General features: G+C 70.6%; 14 protein-coding genes. 9 read left to right on the forward strand and 5 right to left on the reverse strand.

What is annotated here, in order from left to right; all coding sequences use genetic code 11:
• The coding region (locus tag D7Y15_RS37060) for a DEAD/DEAH box helicase (RefSeq protein WP_148712965.1) at window positions 1-1,792 on the forward strand (1,792 nt) is incomplete at its 5' end.
• 53 nt (window positions 1,793-1,845) lie between these two features.
• Here the strand turns inward: D7Y15_RS37060 and D7Y15_RS37065 are convergent.
• Window positions 1,846-4,710 carry a type 2 lanthipeptide synthetase LanM family protein gene (locus tag D7Y15_RS37065; protein ID WP_121755525.1) on the reverse strand — a complete coding sequence of 955 codons (2,865 nt, stop codon included), beginning with the start codon at window positions 4,708-4,710 and terminating at the stop codon, window positions 1,846-1,848.
• Window positions 4,711-4,829: 119 nt separating this feature from the next.
• Window positions 4,830-5,027, reverse strand: a complete 198-nt coding sequence (locus D7Y15_RS37070) for a DUF6229 family protein (RefSeq protein WP_121755526.1) — start codon at window positions 5,025-5,027, stop codon at window positions 4,830-4,832.
• A gap of 379 nt (window positions 5,028-5,406) precedes the next feature.
• Between D7Y15_RS37070 and D7Y15_RS37075 the strand changes: the two genes are divergently transcribed.
• Both D7Y15_RS37075 and D7Y15_RS37080 read left to right on the forward strand, forming a co-directional pair.
• Complete coding sequence (locus D7Y15_RS37075; RefSeq protein WP_126935186.1) at window positions 5,407-6,879, forward strand: hypothetical protein; 1,473 nt, start codon at window positions 5,407-5,409, stop codon at window positions 6,877-6,879.
• Window positions 6,880-6,894: 15 nt separating this feature from the next.
• Window positions 6,895-8,268: a metallophosphoesterase gene (locus D7Y15_RS37080; RefSeq protein ID WP_121755528.1), complete on the forward strand. Its 1,374-nt coding sequence runs from the start codon at window positions 6,895-6,897 to the stop codon at window positions 8,266-8,268.
• A 9-nt stretch (window positions 8,269-8,277) separates the two neighbouring features.
• Here D7Y15_RS37080 and D7Y15_RS37085 read toward each other — a convergent pair whose 3' ends face one another.
• Window positions 8,278-9,477: a sugar MFS transporter gene (locus D7Y15_RS37085; protein WP_233605235.1), complete on the reverse strand. Its 1,200-nt coding sequence runs from the start codon at window positions 9,475-9,477 to the stop codon at window positions 8,278-8,280.
• 268 nt (window positions 9,478-9,745) lie between these two features.
• On the opposite strand from D7Y15_RS37085, the gene D7Y15_RS37090 reads away from it, so the two are divergent.
• The 4 genes from D7Y15_RS37090 to D7Y15_RS37105 are packed head-to-tail and all read left to right on the forward strand — an operon-like array spanning window position 9,746 to window position 12,206.
• The gene (locus D7Y15_RS37090) at window positions 9,746-10,111 is read left to right on the forward strand and encodes a MerR family transcriptional regulator (protein WP_120580798.1); all 366 of its coding nucleotides are present in this window, start codon (window positions 9,746-9,748) and stop codon (window positions 10,109-10,111) included.
• Window positions 10,098-11,021, forward strand: a complete 924-nt coding sequence (locus tag D7Y15_RS37095; protein ID WP_121755530.1) for an alpha/beta fold hydrolase — start codon at window positions 10,098-10,100, stop codon at window positions 11,019-11,021. The genes D7Y15_RS37090 and D7Y15_RS37095 overlap by 14 nt, the downstream gene beginning before the upstream one ends.
• 23 nt (window positions 11,022-11,044) lie before the next feature.
• Window positions 11,045-11,716, forward strand: coding sequence for a hypothetical protein (locus tag D7Y15_RS37100; RefSeq protein ID WP_233605236.1), 672 nt, complete (start codon window positions 11,045-11,047; stop codon window positions 11,714-11,716).
• 4 nt (window positions 11,717-11,720) lie between these two features.
• Window positions 11,721-12,206, forward strand: a complete 486-nt coding sequence (locus D7Y15_RS37105; RefSeq protein WP_233597449.1) for an SMI1/KNR4 family protein — start codon at window positions 11,721-11,723, stop codon at window positions 12,204-12,206.
• A 17-nt stretch (window positions 12,207-12,223) separates the two neighbouring features.
• On the opposite strand, the gene D7Y15_RS37110 is transcribed toward D7Y15_RS37105, so the two are convergent.
• Window positions 12,224-13,135, reverse strand: a complete 912-nt coding sequence (locus tag D7Y15_RS37110; RefSeq protein ID WP_121755531.1) for a glutaminase — start codon at window positions 13,133-13,135, stop codon at window positions 12,224-12,226.
• Window positions 13,136-13,205: 70 nt separating this feature from the next.
• Between D7Y15_RS37110 and D7Y15_RS37115 the strand changes: the two genes are divergently transcribed.
• Complete coding sequence (locus D7Y15_RS37115; protein WP_121755532.1) at window positions 13,206-14,600, forward strand: S9 family peptidase; 1,395 nt, start codon at window positions 13,206-13,208, stop codon at window positions 14,598-14,600.
• 120 nt (window positions 14,601-14,720) lie between these two features.
• On the forward strand, window positions 14,721-14,900 hold the full coding sequence (locus D7Y15_RS37120) for a hypothetical protein (RefSeq protein ID WP_199746029.1): 180 nt from the start codon (window positions 14,721-14,723) through the stop codon (window positions 14,898-14,900).
• Window positions 14,901-14,904: 4 nt separating this feature from the next.
• Here the strand turns inward: D7Y15_RS37120 and D7Y15_RS37125 are convergent, their stop codons facing one another.
• Window positions 14,905-15,666 (reverse strand): ParA family protein, encoded by a 762-nt coding sequence (locus D7Y15_RS37125; RefSeq protein ID WP_120580793.1) that lies wholly within the window; start codon window positions 15,664-15,666, stop codon window positions 14,905-14,907.
• Between the last annotated feature and the right edge of the window lie 87 nt (window positions 15,667-15,753).

Below are 15,753 nucleotides of genomic sequence, written 5' to 3' on the forward strand. Positions count from 1 at the left end.
CCCCGAAACCCCCACCTTCGAAGCCCTCGGGCTCAAGCCCGAGCTCGTCGAAGCGTTGACGTCGCTCGGCTACGAAGAGCCTACCCCCATCCAGGCCGCCGCGCTCCCGCCGCTGCTGGCCCAGAAGGACCTGCTGGGCATCGCCGCCACGGGCACCGGCAAGACGGCCGCGTTCTCGCTCCCGCTCCTCCAGCACCTGAAGCCCGGCGCCGCCGGACCGCACAGCACCTCCGCGCTGGTGCTCGTGCCCACGCGCGAACTGGCCATGCAGGTGTCCGAGGCCATCCACCGCTACGGCCAGAAGCTGGGCGTCAGCGTGCTCCCGCTCTACGGCGGCCAGGAGATTGGCCGGCAGCTGCGCGTGCTCAAGCGCGGCGTGGACGTCATCGTCGCCACGCCGGGCCGCGCGCTGGACCACTTGCGCCGCAAGACGATGAAGCTGGACCAGGTGCAGACCGTGGTCCTGGACGAAGCGGACGAGATGCTCGACATGGGCTTCGCGGACGACCTGGAGGCCATCCTCTCCGAGACGCCCGAGAAGCGGCAGACGGCGCTGTTCTCCGCCACCCTGCCCCCGCGCATCGCCAGCATCGCGGAGCGCCACCTGCACCAGCCGGTGCGCGTGCGCATCGAGAAGGAGAAGCTGGAGGCCGGGGAGATGCCGCGCGTCCGGCAGACGGCCTACATCGTCCCGCGCGCGTTCAAGATCGCCACGCTGGGTCGCGTGTTGGACCTGGAGTCCCCCACCGCCGCCATCGTGTTCTGCCGCACGCGCACGGAGGTGGATGAGCTCACCACGTCCCTCAACGGCCGGGGCTGGCGCGCCCACGCCCTGCACGGCGGCATGAGCCAGGAGCAGCGCGACCGCGTCATCAAGCAGTTCAAGTCGCAGGCGGCGGACCTGCTCATCGCCACGGACGTCGCTGCGCGCGGCCTGGACATCCCCCGGCTGACGCACGTGGTGAACTTCGACGTGCCCAACGCGCCGGAGGCCTACGTGCACCGCATCGGCCGCACGGGCCGCGCCGGCCGCGAGGGCGTGGCCATCACCCTGCTGGAGCCCCGCGAGCACCGCCTGCTGCGCAACATCGAGCGGCTCACCGGTCAGCGCATCGAGGTCACCGCGGTCCCCACCGTGTCGGACCTGCGCGCGCGCCGGCTGGAGATGATCCGCTCGTCGCTTCGCGAGGCGCTCGTGGGCGGGGAGCTGGACGCGTTCCGCGGCATCGCGGAGGACCTGTCCGGCGAGTTCAGCGTCATGGACGTGGCCGCCGCCGCCATCAAGCTCCTCCAGGAGAAGGAGGACGAGGGCAAGGACTCCGCCGAGCAGGACATTCCCCAGGTGTCGGCGCCGGCGGAGCGGAAGTTCTCGCGCACGGAGCGCTCCGGTCCTCCGGGCAAGTTCGCGGACCGAGACGCCGAGCGCCCGTCGCGAGGCCCCCGCACCGCCGACCGGGGCGAGCGCGGAGAGAGAGCCGAGCGCGGCGAACGGGCTGAGCGCGGCGAACGGGCCGAGCGGGCCCCCGCGCGTCCCCCGCGCGCGCCGGAGTGGAACGTCACGCGCCTGTTCATCGGCGCGGGCCGCACCGCGGGCATGCGGCCGGCGGACCTGGTGGGCGCCATCGCGGGCGAGGCGGGGCTCGACTCCTCGCGCATCGGCGCGATCCACATCGCGGACATGTACTCCATCGTGGAGGTGCCGGAGCCGGAAGCCGCGCGCATCATCTCCGCGTTGAAGGGCTCCACGCTGCGCGGCCGCAAGGTCACCGTGCGCCGCGACACCCGCGACTGACGTCCTTTTCGCGTCACCGGCCACCCGTCACGGGCGGGCCGGTGACGCACGCGTCAGACCGCGTCCGGGTCCAGGTCCCGCGCGCGCCCCAGCAGCAGCGGCGACGCGATCCGGCTCTCCGGGTGCATGCGCAAGAGCGTGTGGATGACGCCGCCCAGCCCCGCCATCAGCCCGGGCGAGAAGGCGTCACGGGCGAGCCCCGCAACCGGCCCCCGCGCCTCCAGGCCGGAGATGAGCTCCGCGTCCAGCGTCTCCCGCTCCTGCCCGAGCGGCTCCGAGGACAGCCGCCGCGCCGTCTCCATCAGCTCCCACAGTCCCAGATCGCCGTGACACAGGGTGTGGGTCCAGCCAAAGCCCTCGCGCACGGCCGCGGCCCGGGCCCGCTGGAACAGGTCCTCGTAGCGCGGCAGCCCCGTGCGCGCGAAGAGGTCCGCCGCCGCCAGGCCGATGCCCGTGCTCCCGTGGCACCAGGTCGTCAGCTGATCCGTGGCGTCCGGGCGGCGCAGGTCCGTCCAGTTGCCCACGTCCGGCCGGTAGAGCCCGTCCACGAAGTCGAAGGCGCGTTCGGCCAGGCTGCGCCACCGGCGCCGGTCCGCCGCCGTCCCCGCCGCGCTCAGGCCCAGCCGAGCCAACGCCCAGCCGATGCCCGCCGTGCCGTGCGCGAAGCCGCCGATGGGCTCCGGGAACATGGACGTGGACCACCGCGCGTCCCCCGCCACGCTCCGCGCCGTGTCCTCCAGCCGCTGCCCCGCGTGCGCCGCGATGTCCAGCCACTTCGATTCGCCCGTCTGGTCCACCAGGTTGAGCAGCGGGACGATGACGCCCGCCACGCCGCCCAGCACCTCCAGCAGTCCGTCCGCATCCAGCACCTGGGGCGTCAGCACCGCCGCGCGCTCGCGGGCCCGGTCCAACGCGCCGGGGACGGCGCCCAGGTCGTGCAGCGTGGACCAGATCCACACCTGCGACGCGAGCCCGGAGAAGCCACCCGGCGACTTCACCGGCACGCGGTCCTCCGTGGCGCGCAGCACCGCGAGCGTGCCTTCCAGGAGCGCGGGCAATCCCTCCACCGCGTCCGCGCGGCCGTGGTGGACCTCGCGCAGGTACTGGGCCAGCACCACCGCGACGCCGCCCTGCCCGCTGTAGTGCTCGGCGGAGAGGGGCCGCACCGCCCAGCCGTACTCGGCGAGCACCGGGCTGATCCACGTCACCGTGCCGTCCGGACCCCGCACGGCCGCGTCGCGCACGCGGCGGACCAGCGTGGACAGCTGGGCCCGGCGCCGCGCATCCAGGCGCTCCTTGCGCGCTGAAGTGACAGGCGCGGGGACGCGTGGAGGCAGGGCCTTCTCGTTGAGATAGGCGCTGATCAACGTGCTCTGGATGGTCATCTCCTCCAGCGACTCATCCACGGAACGCCACGCCTCCACCGTGGCGTCGATCACGCTCCGGGTCACGGGCAGCGTGAACACCGGGATGTCGCCCACGCACAGATCCGAGAGCTCCTCCTCGATGACGGGCGTCGAGGACGGCGCACCGGGAGAGACCTCCGCGTTGCGGCGCATCACGTCGTGTGCCTTCTCGCGGGCCTTCGGCGCGTCGTGCAGTGACGCCGGATGCCAGAGCATGCGCAGCAGCTCCGAATAGGTCTGCGTGGGCCGCAGGATGCGCCGGACCACCGCGCCCATGAACGGCTCCAGCAGCGGGCGCAGCTCTCCGTCCGCGTCCAGCGACTTCATCCGCGACGTGAGCTCACGGAAGCCGCCGACGACCTGGTCCCAATGCCGCGCGAGCACGGGCTCCGGGCTGGGATGGTTCCTCGACGGCGGACGCTCCACCCAGGTCATGCCCAGGTGGGCCGCGTCCGAGCCGCCGCCCACGATGGTGGGCACGTGGATGCGCGGCTGCTGGCCCGGGAGGGACCCCGCCGCGGAGATGTCCAATCCGCCCAGGCCCGGGCCTCCGCTGCGCACGGGGAGCAGGCCCGTCCGCAGCACGGTGCCCCGGATGGCCTTCGCCGCCAGGTCCACCGCCAGCCCGCGCTCCGCCGGGGGCACGGGCGGGTCCGGGGTGAAGAGGCTCTCCACGTCCACCACCACCGGCACGGGCCCGTACGCGATGAGGTTCTCCGAGTGCAGATCCGTGCCGCCCAGCAGGCGCATCACCGCGAGCCAGTGGCCCAGGTTCCGGTAGAAGCGCGCGAGCTCGGTCTCGCCCTCGCAGAAGCGGTGCTCCACGAACTCCGCCCAGCCATAGCCCGCGCGCACCAGCACGGACGGCACGCGGATGCGCGTGGCGGCGTCATCCGGCGCGAGCAGCCTCGACAGCAGCCCCTCCAGCGCGCGGTCCACGCGCATGCACCGGGGCTTGTAGAGCACCTGCCCCTCTTCCAGTTCGAGCAACGCGACCGTCTGGCCGCCCCGGTGGGCATCGCCCTCGCCCAGCCGCAGCCGCTTCAGCGCGCCGCGAGGCTTGCCTGGCAAGGCGGACAGCGCGTCCCGGTCCGCGACGAACCGCTCCGCGAGCCGCAACACCGCCTGGGCCTGGAGCCGGCCCACGGTGGCCAACCGGTCGAGGAGCGGCGGATAGCGCTCGCGCAGGTGCGCGTGGAAGCCGGAGGTGCACGCCCGGTCGAGGAACTGGTTCCACCGGCCCTCGGAGTCCGTGGCGTCCAGCCACCCTTCCAACCCCGCCGCGTGAAGCTCCAGGAGCAACACCCGGTTGAGCTTGAGCTGGGCGCTGAAGCCCACGGCCTGCCGGGCCGCTGTCTCCACGACCTCGCGCTCCCGGGCGGAGAGGTCCGCCATCCGAGCCAGCCGCTCCGACAGCGTCTCCAGCTGCGGCGCCAGCAAGACGTTCACGGGGCGAGCGAGCCACCCGGCGGGCGGGACTTCGGTGACCGTCAACGCTTGCTCATGCACCATGGGTGGGGCTCCCTTGGGGGTGGGGACCGGATGAGGGGATTTCTCGGAAGGCCCTCCGGCACCGGGATGCGGCGCCGGAGGGATGCTTCAGACGGGCGGACGGGAGCCGCCCGCTGGCATCAACAACAGTGGACGTCGATGGACGCGGTGCAGCCGCTGCAGCCCGTGTCCGCCACCAGGTTGGACTCGGTGAGCGCCTGTTCGGTGCGCGCACCTCCCACGAAGAGCGGTCCCGCGGGGTTGGTCATGCCTTGGGACTCCTCATTGCCGGCCAGCCAGCCCTCCACCACATCCTGGAAACGGGGCTTCTTCGTCATGAGTGTTCTCCCTCGCGCCCGGACGGTCGTGGCGAGGGGTGCCATGTGCGCCGGACGCGGAGCGGACGTGAACACAGACACGCCCCGCAATGCCAGACGCATCAGGTCAAAGTCAGACACCCCACAATGACTTGCGCCTGCACGCCACAAGTCCAGCGGGATCCGAACGCGGCATAAGGGATTGCCACCACGAAACGGTCGGCCCCCTGCCCAAGAGGACGAGGAGACCGTGGACCAGGTGACAGGTCGGCCTCGGGGTCGGAGAGCGAGCCCGCCACGCGACATCCGCTGCCGCGAACGCCAGGGGCCTGACAGCCGGGCCCCTGTCCGCTCTTTCCAGGTCAGCAGGGACGCCTAGGATGGCGAGGAGGAGGTGAACGTGGAGCGCCCCATCGCCAGCCCGGAAGATCCGCTGGTCTTCAACGGCATCGATGGCGTCACCGGGCAGTACCTGGTGCCGCCCATCGCATTGCCCGCGGCCGCGGAGGTGGCGGAGCCTCGGGGTGAGGCCGCGTATTTCGAAGCGTGGAGGAAGTGGCTTGAGTTCCTCCCCATGCGTCTCAGCTTCGGCCTGCCGCCCGACGCGCCTCCGGAGGACTACACGAAGGCCGGCTGGGGCGTGGTGTTCCCGGCGTCCGCCTCCGAGGAGCTTCGCAAGAGCCTGGAGCCGCTCATCGCCCATCGGCGCGAGCGCATGGAAGAAGCGGACCGGTGCCACGTCCTCACCTACCAGTCCGGTGAGACGGCGCATCAGTTCCTGGAGCGGCACGGAGCGCCCATCGGCGACGTGGAGCCGAGCATCGTTCCCTATTACCTCCTGCTCGTGGGCGGGCCTGACGTCATCCCGTTCGACGTGCAGCACTCGCTCTCCCTGTCGTACGCCGTGGGCCGGCTCTCCTTCGACACGCCCGCGGAGTACGGGCGCTATGCGGACAGCGTGGTGGCGTATGAGACGGGCGCTTCCGTGCCCAATCACCGGCAGGTGAACTGGTGGGGACCCAAGCACCCTGGGGACCGCTCGACGGAGCTCAGCGCGGACAACCTCGTCGCTCCGCTCGCCCGTGGTGCGCCGTTGGATCAGCCTCCCCAGCTGTCGAAGACGGTCGCCGCGAAGGCCCGCTTCGCCAGCCGTGAGGCCATCGAGGATGACGCAACCCGTGAATGGTTGCTGGCCGCGCTCCATGGCCGCGACGTGCGCCCGGCGGTGCTCTTCACCGCGTCCCATGGCGTGGGCTTCAAGGCGAATGATCCGCTCCAGCTCACGAAACAGGGCGCCCTGCTGAGCCAGGATTGGGCCGGATTTGGCGCGATGGCCCCCGCGCACTACGTGGCGGCGTCGGACATCCAGGACGACGCGCGGATCCATGGCCTGGTGGCGTTCTTCTTCGCCTGCTTCGGCATGGGCACGCCCGCGAACGACGAGTTCCCGCTCCATGCCTCGCGCAGTGGTGACGCGCTCGCGAGTGCTCCCTTCGTCGCGGCCCTGCCCCGGCGGCTCCTGGCCCATCCCAACGGCGGCGCGCTGGCGGTGATCGGCCACGTGGAGCGGGCGTGGGGCTTCTCCATCAAGCCCCTGCAGATGACCCAGACGACCATCCACCCGTTCCGCAACACGCTCTGGAAGATCATGGCGGGAATGCCGGTGGGCCACGCGCTGCGCGACTTCCGCGACCGGTTCTCCGCCGCCAACAACATCCTGCTGACGCACCTGGATGCCAACACGTCCAACGGCAAGCTCCAGCCTCGCGAGCTGCTGCACCGGTGGATCGAACGCAACGACGCTCGCAACTACGTGGTGCTCGGCGATCCCGCCGTGAGCATCCGGCACAACGACCTGCAGGCGCTTCCCTGAAAGGAGCATCGACCCATGCGAACGCTCATTCTCAGCGACCTCCACCTCGGCAACGGTGGCCCCTACGACATCTTCGCGGGTGCCGCCGAGCTGCCCGCCCTCTTCGATTCCTTCACCCGCACGCCCACCCACGTCGTCCTCAACGGGGACAGCTTCGACTTCCTGCTCAACGACGACCCATTGGCGGTGGACCCGAAGCGGACGCTGGAGCAGGCCCGCGCGCTGGTGACATCCGCGGCGACCGCGCCCGCGCTGAAGGCGCTCGGGCGGGTGCTGGCCGCGGGAGGCCGGGCGACGATGGTGGTGGGCAACCACGACCTGGAGCTGGCTCTTCCGGACGTCCAGGAGGTGATCCGCTCCGCGCTGGGCCAGCCCAAGGACATCGCTTCGCGGCTGGAGTTCCGAGACGGCACCGCGCCCCTGCAGTTGGAGGTCGGCGGTTCGCGCGTGCTGGTGACGCACGGCGAGCACACCGACGTGGCGAACCGCATCGACTACGACTCGCTCCTGTCGTCGGAGCGGGCGAACCGCTTCCGCTATCCGCCGGGCTCCGTGCTGGTGAAGACGCTGCTCAACCCGCTCAAGCACCAGCACCGCATGCGGTACATGGACCTGCTCAAGCCGGACTTCGAGGGCGCGGTGATGGTGGCGCTCGGCGTGAAGCCCGACGCGCTCCGGGTCCTGTTCAACGCGGGGACGCTCACGCTCATCCGGCGCCTGCTGGACAACCGGGGCCTCGCGCCGGCCTTCGCGCTCGAACCGATGGACGCGGTGGGCGGGTCGGACGCGGACGTGCACCTGGCGCGCAGCCTGGCGCGAGTGGACCTGAAGGACGACGAGGTGGACGCCCTGCTGTCGGTGCTCGACCCGGAGAAGCTCAACGCCTTCGACAACCCGGAGGCCCTGGGCCGTGCCCGGCTGAAGCTGGCCAAGGCGGGGTTCGCGTTCTACGCACGCCTGCACCGCGCGGTCGCTGGCAGGACCGGCACGGACTACTTCGCCCTGGAGCCCGGCAAGGACGAGCTCGCGGAGACCGCTCGGCTGGGCAAGAAGTACAACCCGCAGGCGGTGGTGATGGGCCACACGCACGCGGCCCGCTGGCACGAGGGCGACGGCCCCCTCTACGCCAACACCGGCACGTGGATCTCCCTCCTGCGGCTCCCCGCCCCGGAGGCCTCCGACGAGGAATGGGGCGAATACCTCGCGGAGCTCCAGGTCAATCCGTCGCTGGACCCGGCGAAGCAGAAGCACGCGAAGCTGGAGCAGCGCTTCACCTTCGTGGAGGTGGAGCCGAACGCTTCGGCGCGAGGCGCGACGCTGCGCCTGTCGCAGTGGACGGAGCAGGGCCCGAAGACACTGCGCAGCGCGGAGCTTCCGGCCGGGAGCTGAGGTCCGCGCTCAGCGGGAGAGTTGGGGACGATCCGCAATGGCGGACAGCACGCCGTGCAGCAGGGCCAGCACCACGGCGACCCCGAGCATGTACGGAGCGATGACCTGAAGGCCCCATCGCTCCGCCATGACACCCGCGAGGCTGGGGATCGCCGCCACGCCCGCCGTCGCCGCGCTGACCTGGAAGCCCACCGCGTGCGCGGAGACATCCAGGCCCACGCGGCGCGGCGTCACTGACATCAGGGCAGGGAAGATGGGCGCCAGCGCCAACCCCAGCAACGCGAGCCCCAGCGCGGGCGGCACGGCGGGAATCGCGAACAGGGCCGCGCCCACCACCGCCAGCACCGTGCTCGCGCGCAGCATCCGCACCGGACCGATGTGTTCGACGACGAAGCCTGACAGCACGCGTCCCACCAGCAGGCTGCCCCAGTAGATGCTCACGCAGGTGCCCGCCGCGGCGGTGTGCAGGCCCCGGCCTTCGGTGAGCACGGTGAAGCTCCACTGGCCCGCCGTCACCTCCACGCCCGTGTAGAAGAAGAACGTGAAGATCTGCAGCCACACGCGGGGCCGGCGCACGGCCTCCATGGCGGACGCGGTGGGCACCTCCGCGCGAGGCTCCTCGCCGGGCGCCGCCACCTGTGCGTCCCACAACCGGCGCATCAACAGGAACGTCAGCGCCAGCGTCCCCAGCACCACGGCGAGGACCGCATAGCCGGTCCTCCAACCCGCCCCCCGAGCAAGCAGCGCGGTCATCAACACCGGCCCGACCGCGGCCCCCACGCTGTAGGCCGCGTGAAGCCAGCTCATGTGCTTGGGACCGAAGTTCTGGGCCGCGTAGTTGTTGAGCGCGGAGTCGATGGCGCCCGAACCGAAGCCGATGAAGCAGGCGGCGGCCAGGAACAGCACGAACAGGGGCACGGTCGCGTAGCCCGTGAGCCCCAGCGCCACCGAGCCGGTGCTCAGCGCCAGCAGCAGCCCCAGGTTCATCGCCCGCATCAGCCGGCCCGCGAGCAACCCGGAGATGAAGTACGCGACCGCGGCCGTCCCCAGGATGGGGCCCATCGTCGCCTGCGACAGGCCGAACGTGCTTCGCAGCGACGGCCACGCGACCCCCAGCACCGCGTCCGGCAACCCCAGGCTGACGAAGGCCAGGTAGGCAAGCGTGAGAAGCGCGGGACGCGGACGGGGCACGGGCGAAGACGGGCTCACGCGGCGCACCGTAGATCGCGGTCGGACATCCCGTGGGGACATCGCGGTCACATTCCCCCGCCGGGGTCTTGACCTTGACACCAGTGTCAGGCCCGAAGCTCTCGGCCATGGAGTCTTCAGGAATGAGAAGGAAAGAACCCGGCCGGGTCTGCCCGCCGGGAGCGGACCGCGGAAACCTGTCCGACAGTAGGACAGGTTTTGAACCGGCTCGACCGGGAGGGGCCCCATGGATGTTGGGGGTCCTGGCATCCGGATTCAGGAGCGCAGGATGAACATCGGAGAACTCGCCCGGCGCACGGGCAGCAGTGCGCGGTCCATCCGCCACTACGACAAGGCGGGGCTCGTCGCTTCCCACCGCCGCGACAACGGCTACCGCGACTTCGACGAGGTCGCCGTCCCCCAGGTCATGCAGGTCGCGAGGATGATCCGCCTGGGCTTCTCCCTGGAGGAGATCGCCACCTTCCCGCCGTGCATGCTCCGGCAGGTCACGGACGCCATCTGCCCGGACGCGCTCGCCGCCCACCGGGAGCGCCTGGCGGAGGTGGAGCGGCAGCTCTTCGACCTCGCCCGCCTGCGCGAGCGGCTCATGGCCCTGCTTCCCCCCAACGAAGGAGTCCCCCATGAACCGTCGTGACGTGATGAAGACAGCCCTCGTGGGCACGGGGCTGTTGCCAGGCCTCGGGCTCGCGGCCACGCCCGGGAAGGCGCCACGCAGGCCCCGGACGTTCCTCCTGGTCCACGGCGCGTGGCACAACGCCCTGCACTGGACACGTGTCGCGGAGGCGCTCACCTCGAAGGGACACCAGGTTGTTGCCATCGACCTGCCCGGCCACGGCCTGAACGCGCGCTTCCCCGCGTCCTACCTCACGGGCGACGCGGCGCGCTTCAAGGAGGAGCGCTCGCCCCTGGCCGACGTCACGCTGGACGACTGCGCGGACGCGGTGGTCGCCGCGCTGGAGAAGCTCCAGGGCGGCGCAAAGCCCGTGCTCGTGGGCCACAGCGCGGGTGGCACTGTCATCACCCGCGCGGCGGAGAAGGCCCCGCACCTCATTGGCCGGCTGGTGTACCTGAGCGCCTATGTCCCGCTGCGCCTCCAGAGCGCCAGTGGCTACGGCGCCCTGCCCGAGGCTCACACGCCGTACAGCGCGTCACTCTTCATTGGCGACGCCGCGAAGTTGGGCGCGGTGCGGATCAATCCGCGCGGTGATGCGGCGTACCGGGAGGCCCTGCGCGTGGGCTTCTACCATGACGTGGACGAAGCAGCCTTCCTGCCCTTCGCGCTCACGCTCACGCCCGACATCCCGGTGTCCCTGTGGATTGGCAAGGTCGGCGCCACGAAGGAGCGCTGGGGCCGCATCCCACGCAGCTACCTGCGCTGCGCCCAGGACCGCGCCCTGGTCCCCGCGCTCCAGGACCTGATGATCCGCGAAGCGGACGCCTTCACACCCGGCAACGCCTTCACCGTGGACACGCTGGACACGTCACACTCCCCCTTCGCGTCCCAGCCCCAGAAGCTGGCCGCGCTGTTGGACGGACTGCGCTGAAGCCGCGGCCTCTGAGGGCAGGCGTGTCGGTGCCGACCGATACCGTGCTCAGCATGACAAACACGATCAATGCCTCACGGCGCCGCGTTGCTGCGCTGCTGACCGGAGCGCTGTCCTTGTCCGCATGCACTGAAGGCGCCATGGGTTCGGCGGTTGGTGTGCGCAGATGGGTGGGGCCGCAGGTCATGGTCCCAGGCGGTGGGCAGTTCAGGACGAACATCTTCTACGGCCCGTGGCAGTGCAGTCCGCAGCTTATGAACTACTGCCGCGACAAATGCACCGGGGAGGGATTTGCGCTCCAAGGCTGCGTCTGGATCGCGGACGTGAAGATGGACTTCGACGGCAACATGTTCAGAGCGGGGAGCAGGTTCGGTATCGCCAACTGTTGCTGTAACTACCCAGCACTGAGCGTCAGCCAGAACGCGACAGCACGGGGACGGTGGGAGTCCATCCGAGATGGATTCCGTGATCGATGGGCGGAGAAGTTCGGCCAGTGGCCGACTGACGCCAGTGGGAACAACTACCCGGCCCACCACATCCGCGACCTCAAGCACGGTGGCAACCCTACTGACTGGGACAACATCATCCCCTATCCGGCCGACCTCCATTCTGGCCTGAATCAGGTCTACAACCAGTGCTACGCAGGACAACCCCCGTGGACGAGCGTCGGGGTCAGCCATCCCTACGGAGAGTAGCCACATGCCGACGATGACCGAACTCCTCGACGCCGTGGCCGCCCAGCACTTCCCACATCCGCCCGCGACGGCAGCGGCAGTCGATGCGTTCGAACTTCGAATGGGCTGGCGCCTGGATCCGGACCTGCGCGCCTTCTACACGCGCTTCGATGGAGCCAGGCTGTTCCGCGGCTCCAACGCGCCCTACTCCATTCTGCCGCTCGCCGAGGTGCGGCGCGCACGGGTCGTCATGTCCCAAGCCGATACGGACGCAGCGGGTCCATCGGACTGGTATGCGGTGTGCCAACTCCAGGACAGCAACTTTGCGCTCCTGGACGTGGGGCAACAGACACATGGGCGCTATCCGCTCCGCGACGGCTACCGCGAGGGATTCCCGGACCCCTACTACTGCCCGGTCATCGCCCACTCGTTCGCGGAGTTCCTGGCGGGTGCGCTGACGTCCGGTGGGAAGTCCTATTGGCTGAAGGCCCTCGAAGAACAGGGCCAGTAACCCCGACGCCACGGTCTTTAGAAGATGGACAGGCCGGTCAGTGTCGTGAACCGGTCCAGCGCCTCCACGCCCGCCACCGAGTTGCCCCGCGCATCCAGCCCGGGGCTCCACACGCACAGGCCGCAGCGGTTCGGGATGACGGCGATGATGCCCCCGCCCACGCCGCTCTTGCCCGGCAGGCCCACGCGGTAGGCGAACTCCCCCGCCGCGTCGTACGTGCCGCAGGTGAGCATCACCGCGTTGACCTGCTTGGCCTGGCTGCGCGTGAGCAGCCTTGACCCGTCCGAGCGCTGCCCATGCCGGGCGAGGAAACCACAGGCCCGGGCCAGGTCCGCGCAGCTCATCGCCAGCGAGCACTGCCAGAAGTAGTGCTCCAGCACCTCCGGGACTGCGCTCTCCATGTTGCCGTAGCTCGCCATGAAGTGGGCCAGCGCTCGGTTGCGGTGGCCGTGATCCGCCTCCGAGGCCGCGATGATTGGATCGAAGTCCACGGACGGGTTGCCGCTCTCCGCGCGGAGGAAGTCCCGCAGCGTGCCGCGCGCATCCCCGGTCAGCCGCTGCAACCGGTCCGTGATGACCAGCGCCCCCGCGTTGATGAACGGGTTGCGTGGGATGCCCTGCTCGTACTCCAGCTGCACCAGCGAGTTGAACGGATTGCCCGACGGCTCCTTGCCCACGCGCTTCCACAGCGCGTCCCCGTCCCTCGACAGCGCGAGCGCCAGCGTGAACACCTTGGAGATGCTCTGGATGGAGAACGGCTCGCGCCAGTCCCCCACGCCGTACACGTCCCCCTCCACCGTCGCGAGCGCCATGCCGAAGCGGCCCGGGTCCACCGCCGCCAACGCCGGGATGTACGTCGCGACGCGGCCCTGACCCACTACCGGCCGCACCGCGTCCCAGACCTCCGACAACACCGCCTGGTAGTCCATGTGCCGCCATCCTCGTCCGGAAAGGACGGGGACGCTTTCAGAAATTCCGCGCCGCGGTGTCTGCTGGGGCATGCGCTTCCTCCCGACCACGCTCCTGGCCCTTTCCCTCCTGGGCACCCTCCCCACCGCGTGCTGCAGCAACCCCAGCCCGTCCACCAACGCCTGCCAGATCCCGGAAGAGACGCCTACGGATCCGGGCACGGTCCAGGTGACGCAGCTTGGCGCCGGGGAGCTCAACGCCGCGGGTCAGACGTGGCCCTACCAGTTGCTCAAGCTGGAGGTGCCCGGCCGCGCCGCCACCTATGCGCAGTGGTTCCCACCCCGGAAGCCCGGCGTGTCCCCCACGGTGGTGCTCACCAAGCCCTACGACGGCATCGCCTGGACCGGCGAGGCCGTGGACGCGAAGTGGGCCACGCGCGGCGCCGGCATCCACCCGGACGACAGCGAGCCACACTACGGGCCGGGCTCGTCCCCCATCGCGTTCACGCCCACCACGCCGGAGCTCATCGCGGGCGAGGCCTTCATCCACCTGTTCCATGACTTCGGCGTGCTCGCCGTCTTCGGCCGCTTCTACGCGGGCGGAGACCTCCAGAATGACCGCGACGACATGAACGCGGGCATGCGCTTCCTGGCCCAGGCCCCCAACGTGGACACCCGCCGCATCGGCATCTTCGGCGGCTCCTGGGGCGGCTACGAGGCGCTCTACGCCGCGGCGGACGCCCCCTCCACCGTGGTGCCCGCCGTGGGCGTCGCCCTGTCCCCGCTGTCCGACTTCGCGGCGGAGGTGGACTACGTGAGTCGATGGGTGCCGGCGCGCGTGAGCGACCCGGCCATGCGCTCGCGCTACCAGCAGTTCTTCGAGCCCTACTTCCGCCGCATCTACGCCACCACCGGCGGCGACCCCGTCACCCCCGGCACGGACTACACGCGCTGGAACTCCGCCCACCTGGCCAGCACCGTCCAGACGCCGTTCCTCATCCTCCACGACGATTGGGACACGCTCATCCCCGTGGAGCACACGCGCGCGCTCGTCGCCCAGGCCCCGCAGCGTTTCACTCCCATGTACTTCCAGAACCTCCCGGCCGTGGACTGGAACACCCTGCCGCCGGACCACGGACCGCTGCTCAGCGCGCACGGCGGCGTCGTCATCACGCTGAGCCTGGGGCACCTCTTCGTGACGCTGGGCGCGGCGGAGCAACCCCTCTACGTCCCCCACGCACAGGGCACCGTGCGCACGTGGCTGCAGGGCGTGCGCGCCGCCCAGGAGCAGGGCCGCGACGTGAGCGACGTGGTGCCCCGCCTGCTGGAGCTCACCGATCCGCGCGTGCTGATGTTCGAACCCTCTCTGGGAACGCTCCAGCCGGGCGCCACCTTTATCGCCCAGGAGATCAACGCCGTCTGGGGCACGACCTTCACCGACGCCAACGTGCGCTCGGCGCTGGCCCCGGGTCTACCCGCTCCCTGAGCCAGCGCATGCCTGCCCCACCGGTGGCACCCGCCCGAACAGGCATGTCGATCCGCACGTGGCCCATTCGTCGCCAATTTGGACGGGCAATGGGACTGCCCGGAAGGGACGGATGCGACGATGGAACTGACGGTGACGGAGTTCGTGACGCTGGGCAGCGGCCGGCGCCTCTTCGGAGCGGGAACGCAGCCTCGCATGCTGCAACTGGCCGCGTCCCGAATCACGCCCAACGGGGTGGCGCTGCTCACCTACCGGCGCGCCGGGCCCCTGCGGACGGGCACCGTCGGACAACTGGATTGATGCGTCAGCGCAGCCCCGCGAGCTTCGCCAGCTCGCGGGACATGGCGCGCAGCTCCTCCGCGCCCGCCGCGTTCGGGCTCACGTCGAACACGACCTCGTAGCCCAGGCCCGCCTGGTTGATGGACTCCGAGCGCGGGATGCGTGCCTTCAGCACCGGCACCGTCACGTCCTTCAGCGCCTCCTCCATCGCCTCGTTGGTCGCGGGCGTGCGCCGATCCCACAGGTTCACCGCGGCCACCAGCTGGCCGCCCTGCTCGCGCACGTCGCGCCACGCGGTCTCAATCTCGCCCAGGCCCTGCAGCGCGAACGCGCCCGTGGGCACCGGCGCCACCACCACATCCGCGAAGCACAACACCGCCTCCGTGAACGCGCCGATGCTCGGCGGCGTGTCCACGATGATGACGTCCGGCGTCCACGACAGCGTCTTCAGCGCGCGCGGAATCGCCTGGAGCCGGTGACCCCAGCCGAACAACTCGCGCTCCAGCGCCGCCATGCGCGGTGCCCCCGGCGCGATGAACAGCCCCTGCCGCTTCGGCGACGCCACCACGATCTCATCCAACTTGTGCTTCGGCCGGGGCCCGAACGCATCCGCCACGCACGGGCCTTCACGCGTCTCCAGGCCCAGCACCAGCGACGCATGCGCCTGCGGATCCAGGTCCAACAGCAGCACCCGGCGCCCCGCGTCCGCCAGCGCCGCCGCCACGTGCGAACACAAGGTCGTCTTCCCGACGCCTCCCTTGATGGTGCAGAACGCAATCGTTGGCATGGCCCCGGATGTACCAGGAATCCCCCACGGCGCGGGGCCGCTCCGGATTGGACCACCCGCCCCATCCGGAGCGCTCCAGAATGGTGC

It is taken from the genome of Corallococcus sp. AB030 (assembly GCF_003668965.1).
Taxonomy (GTDB): domain Bacteria; phylum Myxococcota; class Myxococcia; order Myxococcales; family Myxococcaceae; genus Corallococcus; species Corallococcus exiguus.